Origin of the sequence: Oceanobacillus alkalisoli, assembly GCF_021556485.1 — a bacterium.
GTDB classification, from domain to species: Bacteria; Bacillota; Bacilli; order Bacillales; family Amphibacillaceae; genus Oceanobacillus; species Oceanobacillus alkalisoli.
Genome location: NZ_JAKGBW010000025.1, coordinates 1 through 24336, shown reverse-complemented (window position 1 = coordinate 24336; position 24336 = coordinate 1). Strand labels below are relative to the sequence as shown.

The following is a 24336-nucleotide window of genomic DNA, read 5'->3' as shown; positions in this document are numbered from 1 at the left end:
CTAAGCTTCGAGCGGAGTTTGAGTTCTCCGCTCTTTTTATTGGTTAAATTCAATCTTCTCGCTTACTCAAAAATTCGTTCGGTTCCTCTCCTTTTTCAGCATTATAATTTTTAAATTGACTTTTACGGCCATTACGACGTTCCCCGCTTTGGCCTCGCTCTTTAAATTGACGATTTTTATTTTCTTGCATGAATGATGCCTCCTTTTAAGATTTATATTAGTTTCTCTTTTGGAGGCGAATTTATGCGATAAAGCGGCTGGACAACATAAAAAGCTTTGCAGCCAAAGGTAGGTTGCAAAGCTTTTTATGTTTTATTCAGAAGCAATTCTCACTTATCGTGACGAATCACCATCAAATTTATCTTTCATTTCTCCGACTTTCTTTTTAACGTCACCTTTTGCTTTATCAAATTTCCCTTCGGCTTGCTTGGAGAAATCATCTCTTGCTTTACCTAGCCTATCCTTCGCTTCTCCTTTAGCCTTATCGATTTGTCCATTTACTTTATTTTTGAAACCATCACTCATATTATCTGCTCCTTTCTGCAAATAAATATTCCCTTCTTCATTATTATTAAACATGTATGCCCTTTTTGGAAATCATTCTTTAACCCAAACAACGAGTGTTCTTGGTTTATTCATCAATATTCATATAAATGATCCATACAAAATTTGGAAGAAATAAATCACAGCCTTGTGTCATAAATTATCAGTAGAAGGCATCTTATCTATTTCTGTCATAATCTGTAATAAACTTGTCCCTATTTTGTAAGTCATGTTTACGTTTAGATTTCCGGCAAGCGGTAACAATACCATTAAAAAGGAGGTATATGGACAATGATGAATCAATCAGATAAGTACCTCGAAGAAACATTGCTTCAAGCGAAAAAACATGACCTGCCCCCACATTATATCAGGAGAATCGAATCTGAAATGAATGAACGACTTGAAAAAGAAAGAATGTTTACGATGGAAGTGTACCGAAACAATCTTCACAACTAACAATGACGTAAAGCACCCTGTCCATTTTGGAGGGCGCTTTACGTCATTAGTTTTTCAACTCGATTTCATACGCACTTGGTAATTCCATTATTTTATCTAGTTCGGCATTCATACACTTTTAAGCGGGGTATATAAATGGGTAAGTGTCACACACTAACTCGTGGAGGTGCTGTCATGTCGAAAGAAACAGATCATGCCAAGAAGAAAAGGGCTAGATCCAGCGTGAATCCACAAGGGTATTCAGAGGATGTCGCTGATCAGCAGCCACAATCACAATTGGAGCAGCGAGCCAAGAAGAAAAATACAAAAATATAAGTAGCTGAATCAGGGATATCCCTGGTTCAACTACTTATTAGTGAGGAAGCAGATTTCATTCAAACAAATCCTTAAATTTTTCCTCTTTCTGTCTAAAAGGAGTGCTTTAGCTCACTGTGGTCGCTCACCGAGTGCACCATTTCTTCAGGCCCCAATTTCAAATACTCCTGCAATGCTTGCTGCAAGGTTCCTTTCACTTCTGCCCGTAAAGTATTGCCTACTCCCAATAAAGCGGTTTTCTTCGCAAGTTGCGGCCTTATACCGGTTAGAATCGGCTTAGAGCCCATCATTTGTATTCCATGTAAGATCGTTTGAAAGATATGAATAAGATATTCATCTATGTCAGGGATGCCAGACAGATCAATAATCAAAGTTTCTATCCCTAGCCTCGCAATTTCATTTAACACTTTTTCTTCGATAATTTCCATCCGGTATGAATCGAATTCACCAATGAGCGGTAACACGGCTATTTTAGAGCCAACCGGAATGATTGGAACTGTCAGATGTTCAACGAGTTGCCGCTGATTTAAGAGCAATTCATCTTTATATTTTGAATAACTGATGAAAAAGTTATTTAAAAACTCATCAATCCCATCATTGATTTTTTTCTCCAATTCAAAAAAGTCATCCAGTGAATTGGAATCTGTTTCAGGTGGACAATATTCACGAAGGAGATGCCATAACGTACGCCTTATCGTATGGACCCATTCCAATTTAAAGGATAGCGTCAACGAATGTTTCGCCCAGGAAATTCCCTCCTTTTCTGCAAAAGCGATGAGTTCATCCTCCCTGTCTCCCAATACATACAGGCAGATATACTCTGCATTTTTTAAGAGATCGATGTCCCCTTCTATTAAAATCTGATTGATTTTTTCCGTAACATTCCCTGCCTCTGTTAACAGCTTTGACCGAAAATCTTCTCTATTATTCTTAATAAAAAATCCAACATTATGTGGATATAACAATGAAATCTCCCCCTTTTACAAATTAACACTACTCACAAGCCGGTTCCCTTAATCCGTTGTAATTAAACTGTAATCGAATTGAAATGTTAGTAATTAAATTTAAATCAGTTATCTTGATAATAGGAATTAATTTTAACACAATCATGAAAAGAAACGCCACCTCGGATACCGACCTTCAAAAGTTAGTTTTCTCCTTTAACTTTAAGGGGTCGCTACTCTCGTCACGTTCCTTTTTTTAATTCAGCTAATGCTCTATTTTCCATGGGAATACGCACGGTCATTAGAGTGAGATGGAGAATCGGGAAAAGAAATGCGGTGAAATAAGCCCCAAACATTATCGGAATAATGAATAGCTCAACACCGACGATGATATAATTTGGATGCTTAACGAACTTGTAAGGCCCCCTGGTGATGAGGGGACAGTCAGGCAAGATAATGATTTTCGTGTTCCAAAACTTACCAAGCGACTGAATGCACCAGACTCTTGCTGCTTGCGTTAGGAGAAAGAGTGCAAACACATAACTGTTTAGTACAAAATTGGAATAATCACGAACCGTAACCTCCAGCAAAATGGATATGAAGAATAGGAGATGAACAACAATAAACCATTTGTAATGCCCTCTCCCCCACTCTACTCCACCTCGTTCCAACATCCATTTTTCATTTCTCTTTGCAATGACTAACTCCACGATCCGCTCCAACACAATGAATATAAAAATCCACCAAAATATTTCAGGCATCATTCGCTCCACTCCATTAACAAAATTTCCGAGGAAAACCCGGGGCCTAATGCAGACAAAATCACCTTCTCCTTAGGCTTTATTGCTTCTTTCATCCATTCTTTCAAAACATATAAAACGGTGACCGATGACATATTTCCATGGTTTCGCAGCACGTTGTAGGAGTGCTTTAATTTTTCTTTTTCCGCTTGTAACACGTCTTCCATTGCCTGCAACACTTTTATACCACCAGGATGCGCAAGATAAGCGTATATCGCTTCTTTTTCCATTTGAAATTGTTGAAAGAAGTGCTCCACATGTTCTTTCCAGAAAGATTCAACAAGTGACGGAATACTTTTGGAAAAAATGACTTCCAAACCATGATTGGTTACATTCCAGCCCATCACGTCCGTACTATCCCTTTTTGTCCGGGAACTGATGCCGATGACTTTAGGAACCGCTTGTCTTTTATTAGCTAAGTAAGGAGATTCCTTCCCAACTAGTAAGGCAGCACTAACCCCGTCCCCAAATAAGGCAGTACCTACGAGATTACTTTTACGGTGGTCCCCCTTTTGAAACGTCACTCCGCAAAATTCACAGCATATGACAAGTGCAGTTTTTTCAGGGTGTGCCTTAACCCAGTCATGAGCCCTTGATAAACCGATTGCTCCACCTGCACAGCCTAGCCCCCAGAGCGGCATTCTTTGGACGTCTTCTCGGAACGGCCTTTCATTAAGCAGGAAGGCATCAATCGTTGGCGTGGATAGGCCGGAGCTGGATACATAAATAATTAGATCAACCGCTTCATAGGGAATGGAGTTTGTTAGGAAATGTTCATTTTGTAAGCAATCATCTATCGCTTCTAGCGAGTAATGAATCGCATTTTCTTGATAGATATTATTTTTCTCCGCAAATGTGTGCTCTTCTTCAAACCAGGTTTTATCCACGACAAATTGCCGATTTTCAATCCGGGCATGATCGAATACCGGGAGCAATCGTTTGACCTCGCGATTGGTATAACTAAAGACGTTCTGGACTAATTCTTTAACTTCTTCCTGGCTGATATTGTGTTTCGGGATGCTTGTGCCGACTGAACATATGTATGACATAACTTCACCTTTTGGATTCATATTTTGTATAGTTTGCCCGGGTTGGGAATTATGATTCATGAATAGGTGTGGAAAATCTCGAATTAAAAAAGAAGCTGTAACTTGCCAGCTTCAATTTTAGTTAGCGACGGATATTTCTTTCTTGTCCATATGGATTTCTTTTCTGTTTTCTTTTATTCATGTATTTCCTGATAAACGGATAAAGGATTGGGCCGTATTTAATAAGTGTTCTTAGTAAGCGTCTCATTTTGTCACCTCTATTGGATTGAATTCGTGCTGTTATGGTTATGTTTCCTTTTGGTGGGGATTTTAAACTAGTTGGTTTGCCATCCGATCTTATGTTACCATCATAGTCATCATAATCGGTTTTGCTTTTGATAACTTTCCAATAGAACCTTACCCATGCCGATTACTTGTAGTAATATTTAAAAAGCAAGTTTAGTCCCTGGGAATTTCCCCGAAACAAAACTTGCTTTTCATCAGACGACTGGCACCTTTATTCATTTTGGGATTGGTTGCAGTGTGAGGTCATTCTATACTGCATACTTATTTCGCGAAGTTTTTTCTCATGTTGAATGACTTTACTAGCGGCAAATTCTGCGGTTTCTTGTGTTTCGTGAAGATCAATGCGAAGTCCGTCTACTTTTTTATTTAAGTTATCGAATTTTTTATCTACGTGATCGAAGCGTTTATCCATCTCAGCAAAACGATTATCCATCTCAGCGAAACGTTTATCCATCTTCTTTTCTAGACCAGCAATACTTTCATCCAATTTCGTATTCATTTGCCGGGAATGCTCTTTTAACGTATTTAGGATTTCCTTTAATATTGTTTCCTGTTCCATTTCCTTCACCTCCCTTCCATTATTATAACCTGTTGCAGACAATATTGGATGCTGGTGGCTCCTTCAGAAGCACAAATACTCAACCTAACTTAAACGCTTCGCAGTTTCCAGTTCAGATTCAAATGCCGTTTGGAATGCATCGACTTCTTGTTGCAGAATTTCAATCTTTGGCAACAGTTACCTTTTTTTATAAATCGATTCTAATAACTCGATGTCTTCTGCTGATAAATCAGCAGGGTTTATCCGCGAAGCCGCCTGCTCGTAAACAGATGTCCTGATTCTTACAACTGCATCACTGATTGCTTTCGCACTTATGGTACCAACACCGGTTACCTTCAATAATTCATGGGGATCTTTATCCTGGACGTCTGCAACCCCTCCGCCGTCAGCGCATGAATCGGCATTCCCTTTTCCAATGTGGAGATTGTATCGATCGGCATGGATTGCAGTGTTTCCTGAGCAGTAATTTCTTTTAATCTTGTCCAATTATTCTTTATGGTTTCATTGAAATGGTCTTCCGTGAATTGATTTAGGCTGTTCTTGATATAGTTAAGATTAGCTTCAAGCTTTTTGATGTCTTTTTTGGTTTTTAGCATGTGGTTTGTTGCCTCCTTGCTGCTGTCAGATAACGTATGGAAATAAGGGGCTGTCCGCTTAGAGTAAAATAACTACCCTTCTGCTCGCACAGCTTCAGGGTGGTTATTATTTCTAGCGGTATGGTTACAAGGAATGCTCCATTCGTTTCTATTCGTTTAATAGGAAACCCTTTTATTCCCGCTGTATTCGGGAGTCCAGTTCTTTTAATTCAGACGGGTACAATATCTTTGCATTTCTATTGAAACCGATCGATGATTAGATTTTGATTTTGGTTGTCAGGCAGCCAAAATCAATCACACCTCAAAAAAGTCATTATCCAGTTTCTTAGTGACAAACACCTGCTCATGTGTAACTCCTACGTCATATTTAAACATCAAGTCGGTTAATTGTTGCCCATCTATTAAAATGACTCGCTTATCAATTGAGTTTACATACTCATACGCTCTTCTTGAAAATTTTGCAGTAGTGATGAATATTCCTTTTGATGCCTGTTTACCGACAAGACTTCCTACAAACCCTTGGATATCCGGTCTACCTACTGTAGAATCTTTTTTCCATCTTTTCGCCTGTAAATAGATCATTTCTAGTCCAAGTACATCTTCTTTTATGATTCCATCAATACCTTCATCGCCCGTTTTTCCTATCGCTTCACCGGCATCTTTTACGGAACCGCCGTATCCCATGGCAACGACCAATTGGACAATCATTTCTTCAAAAAACTCAGGTGAACACTCTAATATTTTTTCTAATAACTCGTCTTGAAGTTCTTTTTTCAAAATGTTAAAGTTATCATCAATAATTTCCAAAGGCGTTTGATTTTCGTCCTTACTTTCCTGATTTTCAGTGGTTTCTTTGTTTGCTTTATTTTTAAACTCGTTAAAACTTGGATAGCTGGTTAAAAATTTATTATCAATTTGATTCACCTGAGGATCATTAACCACTTTGAGACCCTCTTCCGAAATACGGAAAACCCCCCTGCTAATAACTTTAATCAATCCCGCCTTATTTAAGTACGTTCGGGCCCAACCAACTCGATTGTGTAAAATTGTTTGCCTTCCACTTGGTAGTTTTTGAGCAACTTCCTCTTCCGCTAGATTAAAGTGATCTGCTAGCTTTTTATATAAATCTCGTAATCGATGTTCTCTTCCATCTTTTAATATTTGAAGGAAGGGATACATAAATTCTTGGTAGCCTGGGATGGACATTTTTATCACCTCTTGTGTTTAAATTTTAGTAATAGGAATGTTATATGTGGATGCCTGGCACTTCAACAAAATTTGGGAAGTGACATGCACTTTTATCTAAATAATACTCTTATTCGCCACTGGCACTAATGCTGGTGGCATCTCATGTTTCAATTTCCATATAAAACTGATCGGCTTTTCACCAGAATGTCTTACATATTCACATGTACCAAGAAATGTAAAAGGTGCGGTATAACCATATTCTTTTTTATATTCTCTTACAAATATAGCTATTTGATGCCCTTGCTTTCGATGATTGATATATCGTTGAGCTGTAGGACTTTTTTCTGTTAATGTACTTTGTGATTGCCAATGAAATAACTTCTCATTGATTGCATAATCCTCATACAATGTAGAAGGTGAAAAGTCTTTCTCTGATTTATTCAGTGTGGTAAAGAAGATATCAAGATCTTGATCCTTAAAGTGTTTAACTCCTTCTCGGAAAGCTGGCTTTTTGTCCTCATGGTAATATCCTAAAGCAGCTAAGATTTGCTCAGTCGAATATGTAGAATGCACGGTCAACGGTGTAACAAATTCGAAATCATGATCAATTTCAATCGTCCTAATCGATTCGTAGTTATACTTCAACACATTCATGATTTCACGCTGCATCTGTTCCTTAGCCAAAATAGACTGCAGGGCTTCTTTTACTGAAGTGTATCCTTCTTTCATTGGCTCTGTTTGAAAGAAGCTGTAATACAGCATATTTTGCATTAATCTTTCTTCTTCGTTAGATATTTCTAGATTACCAAGAGACCCTACATAACGGATGAAAAACGCCAGTAACTTTCTAGAATTTAAATGAAAGAACTTTGATAGCCTTTTTGTAATAAGCTCTTCTTTATCAAATGAAAAATCTGGAGCTAAATCAGCTTCTACAAGCATTCTGTGAAACGTGCGGTTGCCATTCCTACCATAAAAATCATATAATGAGAGATTATAATACGATAAAAAATTCTCGAACGTTAGCGAATGACCAGAATCCCGCTCAAAATACCTCATTTTGTTCAATAAATGAGGTTTCGTATTACTTGCCTCTTTTATATTGCGTAAGATATATTCTCTCGCTTGCTTTTCTAATTGAATAAAGCTCCCCCGCGGTAAATTGGAAAATCCTTTATCAATGTAATAACCCACAGAATGCTTCGCCCGGCCAATTAATGCACGAAACTTTTCTTCAAAATTATAGTTCTTATGCGCCTGTCCAACAAAATCCAATATGGTAAGGCATTCCTTATTCTCTGCTAACCGCAATCCTCTACCCAATTGCTGTAAGAACACAGTCAGACTTTCGGTAGGACGTAAGAATAATATCGTGTTTACTTCAGGGATATCTACACCCTCGTTATATAAATCAACAACAAAAATGAATTTAATCTTACCTTGCTGGAGATCCACTTTGGCTTTTCTTCGCGTTTCTTTATCTGAATTACCATGGAGTGCAATCGATGGAATAGTCCTCTTATTAAAGTGATTCGCCATGTATAGCGCATGTTCCACACTGACACAAAATCCTAAACCTTTTACTTCATCTATATCTGTTACATATTTATACAGACTTTTAATAATTTGATTACTACGAATGGTATTATTCGTATAGACGTTTTCCAATTCCTTGACTTCATAACCTTTACTCCATTTCAAGCTCGATAAATCAACCGTATCACTTACGCCGAAATAGTGAAATGGACTTAAGAGCTTTTGATTGATCGCTTCTGTAAGCCGCATTTCCGAGGCAATTTTTCCGTCAAAGTATTGCGTAATATCTTGTCCGTCCATTCTTTCAGGTGTCGCTGTTAAACCGAGCAGAATATTTGGTTGGAAATAGGTCAATAAATTTTGATAAGAATTTGCAGCTGCATGATGAAACTCATCGACTATAATGAAATCATAAAAATCAGAAGACAGTTTTTCATGTAGTTTCGTACTGTTAAAGCTTTGGATACTGACAAATAAATGATCGATTGACTCCGGTTGATGCCCGCCTACAAGCATATCCCCAAAATTGGCGTCTTTTAAAATGACCCGAAACGTATCTCTACTTTGTTTCAGGATTTCTTCACGATGCGCAACAAACAACAACTTCGCCTGCTTGTTTTTGCTCAAGTATTTTTTAAAATCAAAAGCTGAAATAACTGTTTTTCCTACACCAGTTGCAGCAACAAGAAGATTGTTATATCTGCCATAGACCTCTCTTTCCGCCCACAAGTTCTCAAGCATTTCTTTCTGATAATAGTATGGACGGATATCAAAAGTAAAAGAAAAATCTTGTTCAATTTGATACTCTTTCTTTTTCAACGCTTGTCGTAACTGCTTCTTAGAATCTTCACCTTGTGGATCAAATAAGTGAAACTCCCGATCATTCCAATAGCTTTCAAATGTTGCTTCAAATTTTTTTATAATATCAAAGGAATCTTTTTCCGTTACTTTTAAATTCCACTCGAGCCCTGAAGTAAGCGCAGGATTAGATAGGTTCGATGATCCTATGTATGCTGTTGTAAAACCGGTTCCTCTTTTAAACATATAAGCCTTTGCATGCAGTCTAGTTCGTTCAATATCGTATGAAATTTTAATCTCCGTATTTTGTAACTTGCTAAGTTCTTCAATAGCCTTGTAATCAGTTGCTTCCATATATGATGTTGTAATAATCCGTAGCTTTCCACCATTGTCCGTAAAGGTTTTCAAGTCTTCCATCAATCCACGAATACCGCTCCATTTTATGAAGGATACTAAAAAATCAATATGATCCGCGGACAGAATCTCTTTCTTTAATTCGCTTAACATATTAGGCTCATTGATTGCACCTGTAAAGAGGGAACTTTCCGAAATAGACGTGACAGGGCGTACAGTTTGCTCTTTCCTTATGCTTCTTAACGAATTTAACTTACTATAAATGGATTGTAGGACTTCCCCTGCTTCTTCAATCTCTAATTTCGCAAATTCGTCTTCATCTACGGATTTACTCAATGTTTCGATGATTTGATTACAGGTTTTGATTTGTTTTAGGAGTTTTTCTTTATCGTTCTTTCCTTGATCATAGACGTAATTTAAAGCTTTCCTTGTTACTGTAAATATGTAGGAAGCTAGAAACTTTCGGGCTTCTTCCGGGTCTAAGCTTCCGATTTCTACATCAAATTCCGTATCATGGAATAAAGCTAGCTCTTCTCTTAGCTCTTTTGTGATTATTTCTTCATAGATACCTTGTCTTAACAAAAGCTCACACTCCTTTTCATCAAAAAACAACTGAGTTTCCCGTCACATTTCTATACCATCCTCGAGCAATTTATTTACGATTGGTATGTCTGCAGGCGCAAACTCAAAATGATGTAATTCATCAATATTTACCCATTTATAATCAGTATGTTCGGTAAGCTTAATCGTACCATTTTCATATTCTGCGAGAAAAGAAATTAATTTAATATCACCAAACTCATATGTATGCTGGACGGTCTTGTAATGACAATTTATTTTGATGTTTATTTTTAATTCTTCTTGTATCTCTCTTACAACACAGGTTTCAGGAGATTCGTTTTCTTCGATTTTGCCTCCTGGAAACTCCCATAGATTAGGAAGGCTTTTTGTTTTTCCTCTTTTTGCTATTAGGATTTTATGATTTGAGATTATGATTGCTGCTGAGACGAGTATCAATGATTGGCCTCCTATGTATGATATTTCACCATTACTATTGCTCGTATAAATATATATACCGTTAGCATTAGATATTAATCGAGTAGATATATTTTCCCTAACTAATTTTTGATTGAATTTTATAGTGTGATCAACTCTCATCTTACACCATTTTAAGTTTACGAGACAAGAGTCTGAGCATCCGTCCGCTAGGACAGATACTCTGAATTTATGTTCCTTTTAATTCATCCACGCTTATAAAACTTCCAGATTAATAGCAGACCATGGGACAGTCCCTCACCACTTTGGATCACGCCCGTTCTTTCTCATTTGATAACTCTATAATAAATGGCATGGTCACAAATACTATGGCTAGTGCAATCAGAACAAAAACCACTGCCGTTGTTAGTTTGAAATCAAATATCGCCTGAAGCGGGAACCAACTTAACGGAATAATTGCATACCACACTGTTTTTTTCCTTGTTGCTGCCGACTGGTACTGCTTATTTCCGCAATACGGACATTTTAAGCGGAATATTGTTTTGAACGTTTGCCCCCAGCTCCACTTCTTACCACATGCTTGACAGACTGGCATTTCTGTTCGCCTCCTGTTAGGTATTTATATTTGGAATTAATTTCGTTGCGCAATATAACCTTCAACGATAATTAAAATCGCCTTCATTTGCTTTGCAGTTCGACGGACGACAGGCACCGAAAAATTAAACAAACAGTATTGAATCGTAGTCTTGTTGCCATGATTGAACTTCTTCCAGGACATACATCTGTTTGTTCCATAAGCCGGAATTACCGGCTTCATGATGGAGCGTTGCAACATGCTGGCCGTTCTTCGATTCGCTTAAAGATGACTGGCTGCAGAACCGGTCCCTAATTCCTGTGACGATCATGCCCCCATATTCTGGATAAATTGATGAAATTAAGCTATATTTATCATATAAACAACTCGAAATAACGCTGCAAGCAGGATCCCATGAGTCGCGTCCATTGCTGCTTTAGAAAAGCTGCATCGGGACATTGCTATTTCCAGTTGTTACGATAAGAAGATTGAGTTGATACCACATGAGCCAAGGAAAAATATATGAAACAGATTTATATGAACCCATTCAACTTTATTTTCAGTCACAAGGATACGAAGTGCAAGCTGAGGTGAATGATTGTGATGTCGTCGCATGGATTGATGACTCATTACTTATTGTTGAACTGAAAATAAACTTGAATATCACGTTGCTTATGCAAGCGGCAAAACGACAAAGATATACGCCGGATGTTTACATAGCTATTCAAAGGCCGAAAACGAGTTTGCGGAAGCGCAGATGGCGTGATTTAGTCCATCTTGTCCGCCGATTGGAACTCGGGTTGATTTTAGTTTCATTTGAAGGTAAAAAGCCAAGCATCCAGATAGTGCATGAGCCAGGCCCGTTTGATCGCAAACGAAGCGCGCGACAAAGTAAAAAGGCTAGGGATAAGTTGATCAAAGAAGCTAGAGATAGAAGAAGCAACTGTAATATTGGCGGAAGTACCCATGTACCGACCATAACCGCCTATAAGGAAAAAAGTATTCAAATCGCATTTTATCTGGATCATCTAGGTCCCATGTCGGCCAAGGATCTAAAAAAATTGAATACGGGTGAGCGTACATATGGCATTCTGTATAATAACTACTATAACTGGTTCAAACGCATTGGTCGAGGGATCTATGATTTGACGGACTTAGGAAAAAGAGAATACCAAGGTTACCCGGAAATAATTAAGCTGTATGGGAAATCGGAGTTATAGGGAAGGATGGGGAAGCATGCTCGTTCCCCTTAGTTAGGGTGCCAGGCACTTCGGGCAAAATTAGCTCTTGACCTTAATTTATCATTATATGCTGACCCCATGTCAGGCATCTGGTTCTAAAGGAAATGGGCCAGATTATGTCCTTTAAATAAGAATAATAATCTGGCTTTGGGTTACTCCACACTAAATTTTATAGTTGTTTTTTTAACTTTCCAATCTCCTTTCTTGATAATTTTGTCACCTTTGAAATGAATTCTAGACTAGATCCTTCCTTCAACATTTCGATTGCTACTTCTTTTTTTCCAAGTTCTTTGCCCTTCTCCTCATACGAAATTGGCAACTCCATAATCTCTTCCACGTCCATAAACTTTCCTATTTCAGCCATTAATTCTTCCTCCTCTTCTTTTGATAATGTTAAATACGTTTCAAAAAAACTATAAATTAACCGTTGTTTCGCCGGATCAAGTTCCATTCTAGTCATCATACGCAAAAATTCCTTTTTCACTTGGATTTTTTCTTCTTCCTTATACCCCATCGCACTTAAAAGGGCTGCAGATACTGGGTTATCTGAACGGATAAAATCACGCCAGTTCTTTTTCTGTAAATGGAGAGTCATATAATTAAACGTTAGGATATGGAGAAATGGAAATTCCATTATATAATTATCCTTTTCCCAGATTTCCCTCGTAACTAAATATAGCTATAGGAATAATTGGTTTGCGATATTTATTGTATGGAAGACTGAAATAGTGAAACATCCTTTCATGAAAGTTCGTTTGCACATAACTCTGTGGTTCAATATGCACAATCACAATAATATCCGTATTTTTCAGCTTCGTCTCCGCTACAATATCAAGTCGACGGGTCTCTCCTTCAATGAGATTCGTGTACACTTCTTCAGATATTGGTTTAATCGCTTGGAAATCAAGATGTTCGTGCACCTCAGGGAAAAACGCTATAAGAAATTCTTTGAAAAATGTGCTGATAAGTTCTTTGTACAGTTGATCATGCTTCGTGTAGGTTTGTTCGGGGGGATTTTCTTTAATAAGCTCTGGCAGGGCTGCCATTGCATCACATCCTTTAGAGTTTTGATGTGTGAGCTGCGATGCTGTTTCTGTTTTTAATATAGCATGGTTTATCATAGTGGTAAACAGGAGTAGGAATGGAGCAGTTTCTGTCTTTGTTAAATTTTCCCTTGTAATCCGTAGTCGGGATTAAAATTTAGTGGCATGCACTTCGCCAATAATCGGGAAGTGACTGGACAAATAAATTAAAGGAAGGAAAACGTTAGCGGCTAATCAAACCGTTTAAAAGTTCATTTAATGGGAAATATACCTCTATAACATAATTGAGGTGGTAAAAATGTCTAACGTGCTTAAACAAGAAGAAGTGGAAACATTAAGAGAGTTAATTAAAGACGTAGATACTGCGATGCTGACCACATTAACGGAAGAAGGGCTTATCTCACGCCCGATGAAAACGCAAGAGGTAGAGTTTGATGGTGATTTATGGTTTTTCACTAAAAAAGAAACGGATAAATATAAGGAAATTTTACATGATCAAGAAGTGAATGTTGCTTATGCAGGCAAATCCTATGTTTCTGTTCGCGGGAGAGCAGAAATCGTTGAGGATTTAGCTAAGAAAAAGGAGTTATGGAGCAAAGCCTATGAGAAAATGATGAAAGCCTCTTATGATGATCCTGACATTGTCTTGATCAAGGTAAAAGCAGAAGCTGCAGAGTACTGGGAAACGGGTAACTTCACGAAAAAAATTGCCTTTCTCTATAAACGGATGACCGGACAAAATTCTGAATCAGCAGATATAAATGAAACAATCGAATTGGATAAATAACATTAAAAGCCGCCTTTAACCATTTCTTGCAAAGATAGTAAAGAATAAACCAAGGTATCCTTACTATTTGCTCGTCATGGAAAGGCGGTTTTTATGTCATTCGCATCCTTCAATTAAACTTCCGCTTCAACAAATTGCTTCCATAGCTTCGCTTGTTCAAAATCATCCAGATTACTTCATTCTTCGATAGTTAGGATGCAGGAAATCATCATTGTAACGATTAGAACCAAAGTTCAGCAAGCATATTCATCGATCGCTTCCTGTCTTCCGGATCGTAAGTGTATGTCACAACGATCAATTCATCGGCTCCTGTGCTTTCGGCAAATTGTTGCAGCTTCTTTTGTACTGTTTCCGGAGATCCGACCGCTTTAATGCTGAACATGGATTCAATCATTGCCCTTTCCTGTTCTGTTCCTAATTGTTCCGGATGGACAGGAGGCTGTAATAAACGCTGTCTTCCCGTTTGCATATCTTGTAACATTTGCTGCGTTGTTGACCATAATCTTTCTGCTTCCTCATCCGTTGGAGCAACAAGAACGTTAATCCCTGCCATGACGTATGGTTCTTCAATTTGCGCTGTCGGGGCTGACGTTTTAAATGCCGAACGATAGACATCGATTTTCTCTCTGTAATCGTCAGGTGTAAAATGCGTGGCAATCGAATAAGGCAGTCCCAGCTGACCGGCAATCGAGGCGCCATTCATGCTTGAACCCAGGACCCAGATCGGTATATTCGTCCCTGTCCCGACATTCGAAGTGACAGGTACACTGTGCGCCGAACCCTTATCACTGAACCATCCAATCAGATCAAAAATCGAATTAGCAAAAGATTGCGGATCACTTCCGGAACGCGTCAAGAGCTGAGCCGTCTGCGCATCCGTCCCCGGTGCCCGTCCGAGTCCGAGGTCAATTCGATCAGGAAATAATTGGGCAAGTGTGCCAAAACTCTCCGCTACTTGCAGCGGCGCATGGTTGGGCAGCATAATACCGCCAGAGCCTATCCGGATCCTTTCCGTTACCTGTGCAGCGAGGCCAATAAGATTAGAAGTTGCCATGGATGCTAAATTTATCGAGTTATGGTGCTCTGCAAACCAGAGTCTCTTAAAGCCAAGCTTATCTATCAGTTGCGCTGATTCCAAAGCTTGCTGCAACGCTTCTCTTGTCGTTTGTCCTTCAGATATGCTGACAAGATCAAGTACGTTTAATGGTATATTTTTTGTCAATGTATTCACCTCTAGAGTTTTCTAAAATACGTATCGGTTCCGTGGAATTAGACGATTGCATGATGTAATTCATCTGTCTCGCCAATGCATCCGAATTCGTATATCAATAACTGTAACGATGTTATAACTTCTTATCAAGTGTTCTGTTTGGAATCGGCTTTCTTGGGATGCGTAATCGAATCGTAGTCTACTTTTCTCGTAATATCATCGATATAAGGAATCTCTTTTGGATTAACAGTGGAATAGGATTCGACGGCTTTTTCAAAGATGACTTCATCGATGCCCCACTCTTTTGAAATCTCGTGAATTTCTGTGTGTAATTTACTCCGTTTCCATGCTTCATAAACCGCGTCAAAGTGCTCATCTACCGGTACATTCCCACGTGATGGGGAACCCTTTTTTCCAAAAAAAAATCAGGAACTGACAGTACTTAAAATTATTTTAGACTTCAGATAAACTTTATTAAACATCATAATCCTTTTTATCCTCAGCCACATACATATCACTCTTGAAAAACTTGTCACTCTCATATTCCTGAACCCTATCTATTCTTCCTCTCAAATATTCCGACAGCGCTTTGTCCGTACAATAAACAAAACACCCTTTTTGCCCACGGGTCATAAGAGTCCGATACGTATTCCGAATAATATTATCAACCACCTTAAGCGCTTCATTTGGTTTTTCTCTTATCATTTTTTTAATCCCGAAAATGGACCGATCTGTTAATGCTCTTTTCGTATAATCTGTTTGAACCCCGCCATCCCGGTAAACTAAATCGTCTCCAATAATCACACCAACATAATCGAATTCCAAACCCTGGCAAGTGTGAATGACCCCTGCCTCGTTTACCGAATCCTCATCTATCGCCCATGTTGCAGTATTATCAAGATTCCAGCTCATCTCAAAATTGTATTCGGGTATAACGATATCGGGAATGCGAGAGTCTGCTCTGGTATCTTTTTTCCAATCCCAGCAATATCCGGCTACTATTCTTGATTTATTGTTGGTCTTATTATTTTCCGTGATATCTTCCAGCATTTGATTAGGATCATCATAGACCTTAAAATCATAATCCTTCCCAATATAATTAACATTTGCTGTTTCTCTAATTTCCAATACATCATCAATCCATGCCAGATATCCATCAGAGCCGTTACATCTGAATTGAGAAACCAGTTCCGTGCTTGTTAACTCCGCGTTTAATTCTCCTGATTTCTTACGTATTTCTTCAATAGTACCGAAATCATCTAAGCGAACCCGCTGATGTTCATCAATAAAAAAGATGGTCGTTTTCGCAGAATTAATTAGTTCTTTAATTTGATTTTCGCCTTTTTTAAAGAAGCCTGTTTTTTCCGTTAAACGATGAGCTTCATCAATAATTAACACATCAAATTCATCTTTCGGAGTATCGATATAACTTCCCGAACCTTTAAACAAGTTATCAATGTGTGTTTTCCGGAAATCACCTTTCAATTTCGCAGAGTAGATATCCCTTGGAGTAGCATTCCTTGTAACATACTGCGCAACCATGCCGCGGTTGGTGAGTTCGACTAGCAAATTAATGGCCAATACAGACTTTCCGGTTCCAGGTCCGCCTTCTACTACCAATGACTGCTTTATCCCAGTCCGCTGTGATTCATTCGCTAGTCGCAACGCTTCTTCATACACAACCTTTTGTTCATCAATCATTGTAAATTCCCTGTTGCCTTTTAACATTGAATTTAATGAATCCTGTAATGATTTGGATGGACGTATACGCCCTTTTTCTATTTTATACAGGGTTTCTTTATTGTCACCGAATTTAATATATTTCTTAATAAAGCTTCGCAGCTTTGCTGCATCCCCTTTGACAAATACAGGTGCCTGCTCAATGTAATAATCGTAAATCGAATCAAACAAAGGATCTTGTGTGTTTGGGTCTTTTATTAAATAGTTATGCAGGTAGGCTGATGGGTGAATGTCAATTTGGTTTTGCTGCACATTTTCATTATAATCTTTTATCAGTGATGCATAGGACCAAGCCTGATAGGATGGATGCGTTGCCTCTCTTAGCCCTCCGCCTAATATCGTTTTGACTATCGCTTCTTTTCCATCTACCTTCTCTACTTCACTCCATTGTTTCAATTCTACAACAACAACATTTTCCCTTTGTTCGTTCCTTCCTGTTATTAAAAAGTCCACACGTTTAGATGAATAGGGAATTCTATATTCGATGGCGATGCCCGAATCATCTGGGATTTCGGGATCACCAAGCACCCGATACATATATTGCATCGAGTTATCCCATGAACGAACTTCTGCTACATTTACTTTCCCGACTTTTTTATTAAAATTGCTGATGATGTTATTAGTCAATTCGTCGTGAAAGACGTCCTCCAGGAATTCTTGTTTTGTTGCTTCGTAGACGAGCATATTATCCGACTCCTATAGTAGATTCTTCCATTTATTATACTACTCATTATTTAAAATGTAATTGAAAGTGATCGCTATTTGACCAAGTTGTCATTTTTATATAGATTAAATAATTTTTGGAATTAATTCGGACAATACAGGGTAAAAATACTTAATGAATATAATAATTATTATAGGTTGTGATACAATGGCTGATAAAATCCAAAAGAGGCACGAAGCAAAAATATGGCTGCTATTAAATCAGTATCAAAGCTGGAGGATAAAGTCAGTTCAGAGCTTTGGAAAAGAGGGTTACGATTTAGGAGGAATAAGAAGTCACTTTTCGGAAGGCCAGATATTTCAATAGAAAAGTATAAAATTGTTATTTTCATTGATTCGTGTTTTTGGCATCAATGTCCTATTCATGGAAATATGCCTAAAACAAATATCGATTATTGGCAGAAAAAGCTAAATAGAAATGTGGAAAGGGACAGGAAAGTGACAGAATACTATCTAGAGGGAAATTGGAATATACTAAGAGTTTGGGAACATTCTTTTAGAGAAAACTTTCCAGGGGCCATTGATGAAATTACAACTTTTATCATCAAAACAAAAAGTAAATATGCGGAGGATTTCTTCAAATAAAGTATGTAAGTGCTGATACATACCAAGATCTGTTTGAGTACCATATTCTTTAATCGGTCATCCATTAATAACTGATTCGTCTCTAAAGATTAATTTTAAATACGATCACCTTCTCATTTTTTCCAATTGTATTACTTGTAGTATAGAAGTTTTTAATAGATCGTGTATTGATAAACACTCGATTTCTAAAGTTGGTATGGGGCATTTAATAAATATAGTTTTTGGCAATTAAGTATGCACAATACTATACATATCCACATCTTTACACGAAGAGTTAGCATAATATATTGTGCGAGACAAGCCCGATTTCATAACCATAAAGGCTTTATGCCAAACTCATGATGTATGTACGAATAATACTAATTTATGTATCACCTTGATTGCCATTTCATACAAAAATTAAATGCCAAATACACCTTCTGGTAGCCCCTCATTTTTTCCTAATCTCTATTACAAATCATCTATAAAGAATAAATTTATTAGTTTTCTTACATAACAGTTTAAATAGATATGAATCTCGTCATAGTTGCTATCCAATGTCACGCTTTGATAGTTTAGAAATTATATATATTGAGTTAGTTCCATACCTTTGGTTTAAATCTAATAATTTCTTCATCTCTTAATTGATCAATAAATAGCATAATTTTTTCTCTAGCTTCCTCTGTTGATAATAAATCCCAGATCATTACACCACCTATAGTGTTCACATACCGCATTAGCGGGCGTAACACAACGTTACGTTCATCTCTAATTTGATATATCTCATCGTTCGCCTTCCAATCATCGATCAATTTCAGAACTTCTAATGTAGCGAATAAAGCAACGCGATTTCGGGACAAGTTTACGGTTTCCAACAATATGGATGCACGCTCCTGCTCTTTTAAAGCAATTTTTGTATAATAATAGGGATCATCTAGCTCATCATGAGGAGCTGGCGTCTCCCCATTTCAAGGCTGAAAAGAAGCGTCGATCCACCATTTTTACAATGACCTGCTGCCACGTTCAATGCGAACGCCGTCTTCCCTACTGAAGGCCTTGCAGCAAGGATAACCAAGTCTCCCCGCTGTAGCCCTCCAGTCAGTTGGTCAAATGGCTCTAAACCTGTCGTAAACCCGAGCTGTTCAGATGCTGGATCCATCAGTTCCTCACTGATCCCCACTAAGTCACTATAGGTGCATTCTTCTGTCGAGGATGCTGTTAGCATGTGACACTTTAAGTCATCAACCAGCCGATCTAAGCTTGTTACAGAGGGTTGATGTAGAAACTTCTGTACGGCCAACTTTGCCTGTTGCAGTTGATAGGACTCTTTCAAAATCTGCTCATAATGTTTGAATGTCGAAGTGCTTGGTACAGAATTGGCAAGATCGGTAAGATACATAACACCCCCGACCGCTCCAATTTTTTCTCCTAACACACTTGTGAGAATCACCGCATCTATTTTACCTTTCTCTTTATAAGCCTCCTCCATTGCCTCAAATATTACCTTGTGCTGGGAATAGTTAAAGTAGTTGGAATCAATCTCGACTTCTTTAAAAAGGGAGCTTTCGAGCAGAATGGAACCAAGTAAGCTTGTCTCCGCATGATACGTGTCCATGTTTAGTTCCATCCTTTCTGTTGGAGTAGTTTTTCGAATTTGGACTGAAAGTGTTTTTTCATTTCTGGTGTAACCTGTTTCGCTTCTTCTTCCCATTTTTCAATTTCCGTGAGTGACGAGTCTTTCTCATTTTCTTGCCTGTATGCTGCAATTTCACTAAGCATTGGCGGGTACAGTTGGTGCATCACATGTGCGCTAAGATTCTTCAAGACCCCGGTATAGTCCATTTGCTTTAAACTCGGAATAAGGATTTTTGCTTTTCTTTTCGTCAGGTTAAACTTCGGATACATTTCATTGATCATGTTTAATATTTCCATTGCTTCATCGGTTGTCATTGGAATACCTCCCTTGCCCATTCTTCCAGTGATTGTTCTTCTGTTTCAGGTTCATTGCCCGGCATATGGATATACTTTTTTCTATTTTTTAACCCTCTCTCCGCTTCATAGCGCCTGATTTCCTCTACTGTTTTTAAATGGTTGGATTCCCATTCGTTTAAGATTGCTTCGGTATAGCTGAAGGTCCTCCCGCCTTTTTTCACGGTAATGTGAATCGCTTCTTCAACGACGGCCCTGCCAACTGCATGAATCCATTGGTGTAGATCTCTTTTCACTAGCGGGGTCAGTTTGTTGATATTTTCTTCATACATTATAAAAGTAGGATGCAAGTTTGCTCCGCTGCTACCTCCTCCTCTCTTTTCTTTAACTTTCTCTTTATGTATGGTCAACTTTTTTGTCAACTGTTGGGTCAAGTTTCTGGACTCCATCGGTGCAGATCCAGATGAAATTGGACTTGTTCCGTAAACCCCATACACTTCCTGAAGCGGAATCATTTCATAAATGGCCGCCCGACTGCGGCTCCCCTTTTCAAATCGAATCATCCCCCGTCCCTCAAGCTTTTGCCGCGCATTGTACATGCCTTGCTTGGATAAACCCGTTAAGCGCATTAAGGTCGAAGCAGGCGCATTAAACACACGTTGTTGCCCCAGCCGGTTCCCCATATTCATCAAGGTGTGCCAGAGTGCAATCTCCCCTGTAGACATATCATTCAACATCAGCCAGTCCATAAGCATATTCTTTTCCCTGTGAAAATTTAACTTTGTCATCCGTATTTATCTCCTTTTTATTAAATATTTATCTATCCTTGCAAACCACGCCAAAAAGGCCAATAGCAGATCGAAGGTTCTATCCCTCGATCTTTAGCGCCTCGGCCTATTCCACCATATTTTTACGCAACCAATTTTCCAGCACATCTTCGAGAAAAAATATCCTGCCTCCAAGTCTGACATGTGGAAGCTTATTTTCTCTTACCAGATCATAGATGGTATCCCGGTGCAATCCGAGGAAAGCAGCTACTTCTTCAACGGACATTGTACGTGTTTCCATGTGATTTCCCTCCTTTCACTTCTATAATCGAGAATGATCGGGAGTTGGGGGTGTTTTTTAAATAGAAAATAGAAAAGCGGGTGAACCAGAGATTTGCTCTGATTCACCCGCTTTTTCATAGCCATTAATATAAAGTGAAACTTCATGCAGTGGAGGTATTACAGACCGTTAATACATGATAAACTCAATCCATCATAATGAACAAAATACAATTTGAAGAATTGGATTTTGAAAAGTACTACAAGTTATATTTATATATCCTTTTCAATTTCTCTAACTCTTCCATTGTTAATTTTGTTACTTTAGAGATGAATTCCAAACTGGCTCCTTCTTTTAACATTTCCTCAGCCACTTGCTTAACCCCTTCAAGCCTACCTTCTTTTCTCCCTATCTCTTTTCCTTTTTTCTCATACGAAATTGGAAATTCCAATGTCTTTTCAGCCTCTGGTAAATCCCTGATTTCCTTCATCAACTTTTCCTCTTCCTCTTCTGATAATTTTAAATATGTTTCAAAAAAGCCATAGATGAAGCGTTGTTTTGCCGGATCAAGTTCCATTCTCGTTATCATACGCCAAAATTCCTTTTTAACTATTATTTTTTCTTTTTCATCATATCCCATTTTACTTAATAATGCTGTAGCTGCAGGATTATTCGAACGTATATAATCACGCCAATTTTCTTTTTTCAAATGCAGGGTCAGAAAGTTAAATGTCAATACATGAAAAATCGGGAACTTTTTTAAACGGACGTGAATTGCAAAAAGAATAACTACCACAAAAAGAGGATTACAATTAGCAAATACGCTAACTGTAATCCTCTTTAGATGGAGCCTAGCGGGATCGAACCGCTGACCTCCTGCGTGCAAGGCAGGCGCTCTCCCAGCTGAGCTAAGGCCCCAAGATAAAATATATGTAAAGTAACTAGGCTACTCTACCACTAAATTAATCAGAAACAATGAATAGCTTACACGCCCTAGAGGATTCGAACCTCTGACCTACAGCTTAGAAGGCTGTTGCTCTATCCTGCTGAGCTAAGGGCGCAACATAAACAATACTTAGTATCTCTTATCTCAGAAACAAGTGTTTCTAATGGGCCTGAGTGGACTCGAACCACCGACCTCACGCTTATCAGGCGTGCGCTCTAACCAGCTGAGCTACAGGCCCACCATAAAATAAGAAGCGGGTGAAGGGAATCGAACCCTCATCATCAGCTTGGAAGGCTGAGGTTTTACCACTAAACTACACCCGCATATTATAAATGGAGGAGGTAGAGGGATTCGAACCCCCGCGCGGTTTGACCCGCCTGTCGGTTTTCAAGACCGATCCCTTCAGCCGGACTTGGGTATACCTCCGGATTATTAATGTTTCTACAAGATGTACCGATGGACCCTGCAGGACTCGAACCTGCGACCGATCGGTTATGAGCCGATAGCTCTAACCAACTGAGCTAAGGGTCCGGTATTTACAGGACACGACCATGAGAGTTGAATCTACTACCTCACTGGAAAATATTTTATGCCCGCCAGCTCTAAGCTGCTTTCATGCAATCAATTATGTATATGGCGCGCCCGAGAGGAGTCGAACCCCTAACCTTTTGATCCGTAGTCAAACGCTCTATCCAATTGAGCTACGGGCGCTTTATATAATTCCAAGGTTCAGTGACTCCGCTAAGTTTTTAGAGCCTTCTTCAACTAGTGGATCCCGCTAAAACCGTTATTCAAATGATGAGCCATACAGGATTCGAACCTGTGACCCTCTGATTAAAAGTCAGATGCTCTACCGACTGAGCTAATGGCTCGTATTGTAAATGTAGCACTGGTTAATTTGTTTGAGCTAGATGTTTGAAAGCTCGTCGTGTTCTGGGATTATTCGCGCGAAGCGTACACTCCTCGCAAGCCGCGTCAGGAAGTAATTTCAAGGGTGTAAAGAGCGGCGTGCTCTACCGACTGAGCTAATGGCTCGTAATTAATATTTAGTAGTACTTTTTTCTAAAAAAATGGCTCGGGACGGAATCGAACCGCCGACACACGGATTTTCAGTCCGTTGCTCTACCGACTGAGCTACCGAGCCATAATGACTTTTTAAATAAATAGTGGCGGTCCGGACGGGACTCGAACCCGCGACCTCCTGCGTGACAGGCAGGCATTCTAACCAACTGAACTACCGGACCAATTTGCTTGCACTTTCCAAGTACTACTACTAGCGTTGATATTAATTGGTTGCGGGGGCAGGATTTGAACCTGCGACCTTTGGGTTATGAGCCCAACGAGCTACCGGACTGCTCCACCCCGCGGTAATAAGAAATATGCAAATGCTATTCATGCATAATAATAGAATAAAGACTGTTCGTCGTGTTTCGGGATAATTCGGAGAAGCTTACACTCCTCACAAAGCCTAATTCAAAGATGTTTCTCAATGGTGTTTTGGCTTTGCGCCACCCCCGCGGTAATGAAAATTATAAATAATGGTGGAGGATGCAGGGCTCGAACCTGCGACCCCCTGCTTGTAAGGCAGGTGCTCTCCCAGCTGAGCTAATCCTCCGACGCATAGGGTATGATAATACATGTGTTGCAACAAAACGTTGCGTATTTAACATGCCTTCTTAAAAATGGTGACCCGTACGGGATTCGAACCCGTGTTACCGCCGTGAAAGGGCGGTGTCTTAACCGCTTGACCAACGGGCCAGTTAAGTTTTATGTAATAAATCATTCCACAAACAAAGTTTATATCCTTTTAAAAGTTATTGCTTTACATTAAAGTCTCTATGAAGATATTTTAAACAAAAAAATGCCTGGCGGCGTCCTACTCTCGCAGAGACAAGGTCTCAACTACCATCGGCGCTGGAAAGCTTAACTGCTGTGTTCGGTATGGGAACAGGTGTGACCTTTCCGCTAACGCTACCAGACATGAAATATATTCATACCCTGAAAACTAAATAAGAGTAAATCACGACATCAAAATATAGAAGTTAGTTAAGTCCTCGATCGATTAGTATTCGTCAGCTCCACATGTCACCATGCTTCTACCTCGAACCTATCA

Annotated in this window: 28 protein-coding genes, 13 tRNA genes and 1 rRNA gene; 5 read left to right on the top strand and 37 right to left on the bottom strand. The window is 38.9% G+C overall.

What is annotated here, in order from left to right:
• Positions 1 to 49: 49 nt before the first annotated feature.
• Together LZD48_RS17765 and LZD48_RS17760 are read right to left on the bottom strand one after the other, a co-directional pair.
• Positions 50 to 190 (bottom strand): hypothetical protein, encoded by a 141-nt coding sequence (locus LZD48_RS17765; RefSeq protein WP_235764026.1) that lies wholly within the window; start codon positions 188 to 190, stop codon positions 50 to 52.
• A 143-nt stretch (positions 191 to 333) separates the two neighbouring features.
• Positions 334 to 579 carry a CsbD family protein gene (locus LZD48_RS17760; protein WP_310739868.1) on the bottom strand — a complete coding sequence of 82 codons (246 nt, stop codon included), beginning with the start codon at positions 577 to 579 and terminating at the stop codon, positions 334 to 336.
• Positions 580 to 834: 255 nt separating this feature from the next.
• Between LZD48_RS17760 and LZD48_RS17755 the strand changes: the two genes are divergently transcribed.
• Positions 835 to 999, top strand: a complete 165-nt coding sequence (locus LZD48_RS17755; protein WP_235764025.1) for a hypothetical protein — start codon at positions 835 to 837, stop codon at positions 997 to 999.
• A gap of 174 nt (positions 1000 to 1173) precedes the next feature.
• Positions 1174 to 1314, top strand: a complete 141-nt coding sequence (gene sspL, locus LZD48_RS17750) for a small, acid-soluble spore protein L (RefSeq protein WP_235764024.1) — start codon at positions 1174 to 1176, stop codon at positions 1312 to 1314.
• A 92-nt stretch (positions 1315 to 1406) separates the two neighbouring features.
• On the opposite strand, the gene LZD48_RS17745 is transcribed toward sspL, so the two are convergent.
• The 11 genes from LZD48_RS17745 to LZD48_RS17700 form a co-directional block, all read right to left on the bottom strand.
• Positions 1407 to 2279, bottom strand: a complete 873-nt coding sequence (locus LZD48_RS17745) for an STAS domain-containing protein (protein WP_235764023.1) — start codon at positions 2277 to 2279, stop codon at positions 1407 to 1409.
• Positions 2280 to 2500: 221 nt separating this feature from the next.
• On the bottom strand, positions 2501 to 3022 hold the full coding sequence (locus LZD48_RS17740) for an isoprenylcysteine carboxyl methyltransferase family protein (RefSeq protein ID WP_310739867.1): 522 nt from the start codon (positions 3020 to 3022) through the stop codon (positions 2501 to 2503).
• Positions 3019 to 4107: a type III polyketide synthase gene (locus LZD48_RS17735; protein ID WP_235764022.1), complete on the bottom strand. Its 1089-nt coding sequence runs from the start codon at positions 4105 to 4107 to the stop codon at positions 3019 to 3021. The genes LZD48_RS17740 and LZD48_RS17735 overlap by 4 nt, the downstream gene beginning before the upstream one ends.
• 121 nt (positions 4108 to 4228) lie before the next feature.
• Positions 4229 to 4354: a small protein YxzF gene (gene yxzF / locus LZD48_RS19325; protein ID WP_498072169.1), complete on the bottom strand. Its 126-nt coding sequence runs from the start codon at positions 4352 to 4354 to the stop codon at positions 4229 to 4231.
• 249 nt (positions 4355 to 4603) lie between these two features.
• Positions 4604 to 4951: a hypothetical protein gene (locus LZD48_RS17730; RefSeq protein WP_235764021.1), complete on the bottom strand. Its 348-nt coding sequence runs from the start codon at positions 4949 to 4951 to the stop codon at positions 4604 to 4606.
• A 177-nt stretch (positions 4952 to 5128) separates the two neighbouring features.
• Positions 5129 to 5437: a hypothetical protein gene (locus tag LZD48_RS17725; protein ID WP_235764020.1), complete on the bottom strand. Its 309-nt coding sequence runs from the start codon at positions 5435 to 5437 to the stop codon at positions 5129 to 5131.
• A 404-nt stretch (positions 5438 to 5841) separates the two neighbouring features.
• On the bottom strand, positions 5842 to 6753 hold the full coding sequence (locus LZD48_RS17720; RefSeq protein WP_235764019.1) for a restriction endonuclease: 912 nt from the start codon (positions 6751 to 6753) through the stop codon (positions 5842 to 5844).
• 96 nt (positions 6754 to 6849) lie between these two features.
• Positions 6850 to 10005, bottom strand: a complete 3156-nt coding sequence (locus LZD48_RS17715; protein ID WP_235764018.1) for a DEAD/DEAH box helicase — start codon at positions 10003 to 10005, stop codon at positions 6850 to 6852.
• Between the two features lie 42 nt (positions 10006 to 10047).
• Positions 10048 to 10440, bottom strand: coding sequence for a (deoxy)nucleoside triphosphate pyrophosphohydrolase (locus tag LZD48_RS17710; RefSeq protein WP_235764017.1), 393 nt, complete (start codon positions 10438 to 10440; stop codon positions 10048 to 10050).
• Positions 10441 to 10729: 289 nt separating this feature from the next.
• Positions 10730 to 11014: a TIGR04104 family putative zinc finger protein gene (locus tag LZD48_RS17705; RefSeq protein ID WP_235764016.1), complete on the bottom strand. Its 285-nt coding sequence runs from the start codon at positions 11012 to 11014 to the stop codon at positions 10730 to 10732.
• 124 nt (positions 11015 to 11138) lie between these two features.
• On the bottom strand, positions 11139 to 11324 hold the full coding sequence (locus LZD48_RS17700; RefSeq protein ID WP_235764015.1) for a hypothetical protein: 186 nt from the start codon (positions 11322 to 11324) through the stop codon (positions 11139 to 11141).
• A 172-nt stretch (positions 11325 to 11496) separates the two neighbouring features.
• On the opposite strand from LZD48_RS17700, the gene LZD48_RS17695 reads away from it, so the two are divergent.
• Positions 11497 to 12213: a DUF2161 family putative PD-(D/E)XK-type phosphodiesterase gene (locus LZD48_RS17695; protein ID WP_235764014.1), complete on the top strand. Its 717-nt coding sequence runs from the start codon at positions 11497 to 11499 to the stop codon at positions 12211 to 12213.
• Between the two features lie 190 nt (positions 12214 to 12403).
• Here the strand turns inward: LZD48_RS17695 and LZD48_RS18975 are convergent, their stop codons facing one another.
• The gene (locus LZD48_RS18975; RefSeq protein WP_310739866.1) at positions 12404 to 12868 is read right to left on the bottom strand and encodes a hypothetical protein; all 465 of its coding nucleotides are present in this window, start codon (positions 12866 to 12868) and stop codon (positions 12404 to 12406) included.
• A 7-nt stretch (positions 12869 to 12875) separates the two neighbouring features.
• Complete coding sequence (locus tag LZD48_RS18970; protein WP_310739865.1) at positions 12876 to 13280, bottom strand: RpnC/YadD family protein; 405 nt, start codon at positions 13278 to 13280, stop codon at positions 12876 to 12878.
• Between the two features lie 295 nt (positions 13281 to 13575).
• On the opposite strand from LZD48_RS18970, the gene LZD48_RS17685 reads away from it, so the two are divergent.
• Positions 13576 to 14064: a pyridoxamine 5'-phosphate oxidase family protein gene (locus LZD48_RS17685; protein WP_235764013.1), complete on the top strand. Its 489-nt coding sequence runs from the start codon at positions 13576 to 13578 to the stop codon at positions 14062 to 14064.
• Positions 14065 to 14284: 220 nt separating this feature from the next.
• Here LZD48_RS17685 and LZD48_RS17680 read toward each other — a convergent pair whose 3' ends face one another.
• Positions 14285 to 15295 (bottom strand): LLM class flavin-dependent oxidoreductase, encoded by a 1011-nt coding sequence (locus LZD48_RS17680; protein WP_235764012.1) that lies wholly within the window; start codon positions 15293 to 15295, stop codon positions 14285 to 14287.
• 453 nt (positions 15296 to 15748) lie between these two features.
• Positions 15749 to 17698, bottom strand: coding sequence for a DUF2075 domain-containing protein (locus LZD48_RS17675; protein ID WP_235764011.1), 1950 nt, complete (start codon positions 17696 to 17698; stop codon positions 15749 to 15751).
• Positions 17699 to 17923: 225 nt separating this feature from the next.
• On the opposite strand from LZD48_RS17675, the gene LZD48_RS17670 reads away from it, so the two are divergent.
• Entirely contained in the window at positions 17924 to 18322 is a 399-nt protein-coding gene (locus LZD48_RS17670) for a very short patch repair endonuclease (protein WP_235764010.1), read from the top strand.
• 575 nt (positions 18323 to 18897) lie between these two features.
• Here the strand turns inward: LZD48_RS17670 and LZD48_RS17665 are convergent.
• The 20 genes from LZD48_RS17665 to rrf form a co-directional block, all read right to left on the bottom strand.
• Complete coding sequence (locus tag LZD48_RS17665) at positions 18898 to 19179, bottom strand: hypothetical protein (protein WP_498072168.1); 282 nt, start codon at positions 19177 to 19179, stop codon at positions 18898 to 18900.
• Between the two features lie 56 nt (positions 19180 to 19235).
• Positions 19236 to 19916 (bottom strand): replicative DNA helicase, encoded by a 681-nt coding sequence (locus tag LZD48_RS17660; RefSeq protein ID WP_235764009.1) that lies wholly within the window; start codon positions 19914 to 19916, stop codon positions 19236 to 19238.
• A gap of 2 nt (positions 19917 to 19918) precedes the next feature.
• Positions 19919 to 20251 carry a replicative helicase loader/inhibitor gene (locus LZD48_RS17655; RefSeq protein ID WP_235764008.1) on the bottom strand — a complete coding sequence of 111 codons (333 nt, stop codon included), beginning with the start codon at positions 20249 to 20251 and terminating at the stop codon, positions 19919 to 19921.
• Positions 20248 to 21018 carry a DnaD domain-containing protein gene (locus tag LZD48_RS17650; RefSeq protein ID WP_235764007.1) on the bottom strand — a complete coding sequence of 257 codons (771 nt, stop codon included), beginning with the start codon at positions 21016 to 21018 and terminating at the stop codon, positions 20248 to 20250. Before LZD48_RS17650 ends, LZD48_RS17655 begins: the two co-directional genes overlap by 4 nt.
• Positions 21019 to 21124: 106 nt before the next feature.
• Entirely contained in the window at positions 21125 to 21298 is a 174-nt protein-coding gene (locus LZD48_RS17645; RefSeq protein ID WP_188859786.1) for a helix-turn-helix domain-containing protein, read from the bottom strand.
• A 238-nt stretch (positions 21299 to 21536) separates the two neighbouring features.
• A complete protein-coding gene (locus LZD48_RS17640; protein WP_235764006.1) occupies positions 21537 to 21866 on the bottom strand; it encodes a transposase in 330 nt (109 codons plus the stop codon).
• Positions 21867 to 22122: 256 nt separating this feature from the next.
• Positions 22123 to 22195, bottom strand: a tRNA-Ala gene (locus LZD48_RS17635).
• A 69-nt stretch (positions 22196 to 22264) separates the two neighbouring features.
• A tRNA-Arg gene (locus LZD48_RS17630) sits at positions 22265 to 22338 on the bottom strand.
• Positions 22339 to 22387: 49 nt separating this feature from the next.
• Positions 22388 to 22461, bottom strand: a tRNA-Ile gene (locus LZD48_RS17625).
• A gap of 14 nt (positions 22462 to 22475) precedes the next feature.
• Positions 22476 to 22546 (bottom strand) — tRNA-Gly (locus tag LZD48_RS17620).
• A gap of 10 nt (positions 22547 to 22556) precedes the next feature.
• Positions 22557 to 22649, bottom strand: a tRNA-Ser gene (locus tag LZD48_RS17615).
• A 31-nt stretch (positions 22650 to 22680) separates the two neighbouring features.
• Positions 22681 to 22754, bottom strand: a tRNA-Ile gene (locus LZD48_RS17610).
• A 103-nt stretch (positions 22755 to 22857) separates the two neighbouring features.
• Positions 22858 to 22934 (bottom strand) — tRNA-Arg (locus LZD48_RS17605).
• Positions 22935 to 23022: 88 nt separating this feature from the next.
• Positions 23023 to 23095 (bottom strand) — tRNA-Lys (locus LZD48_RS17600).
• A gap of 199 nt (positions 23096 to 23294) precedes the next feature.
• Positions 23295 to 23367 (bottom strand) — tRNA-Phe (locus tag LZD48_RS17595).
• Between the two features lie 23 nt (positions 23368 to 23390).
• A tRNA-Asp gene (locus LZD48_RS17590) sits at positions 23391 to 23467 on the bottom strand.
• A gap of 46 nt (positions 23468 to 23513) precedes the next feature.
• Positions 23514 to 23590: transfer RNA gene (locus LZD48_RS17585), tRNA-Met, on the bottom strand.
• 172 nt (positions 23591 to 23762) lie between these two features.
• Positions 23763 to 23838: transfer RNA gene (locus tag LZD48_RS17580), tRNA-Val, on the bottom strand.
• 68 nt (positions 23839 to 23906) lie between these two features.
• Positions 23907 to 23981: transfer RNA gene (locus tag LZD48_RS17575), tRNA-Glu, on the bottom strand.
• Between the two features lie 105 nt (positions 23982 to 24086).
• Positions 24087 to 24202 (bottom strand): 5S ribosomal RNA (rrf, locus tag LZD48_RS17570).
• Positions 24203 to 24336: the final 134 nt, after the last annotated feature.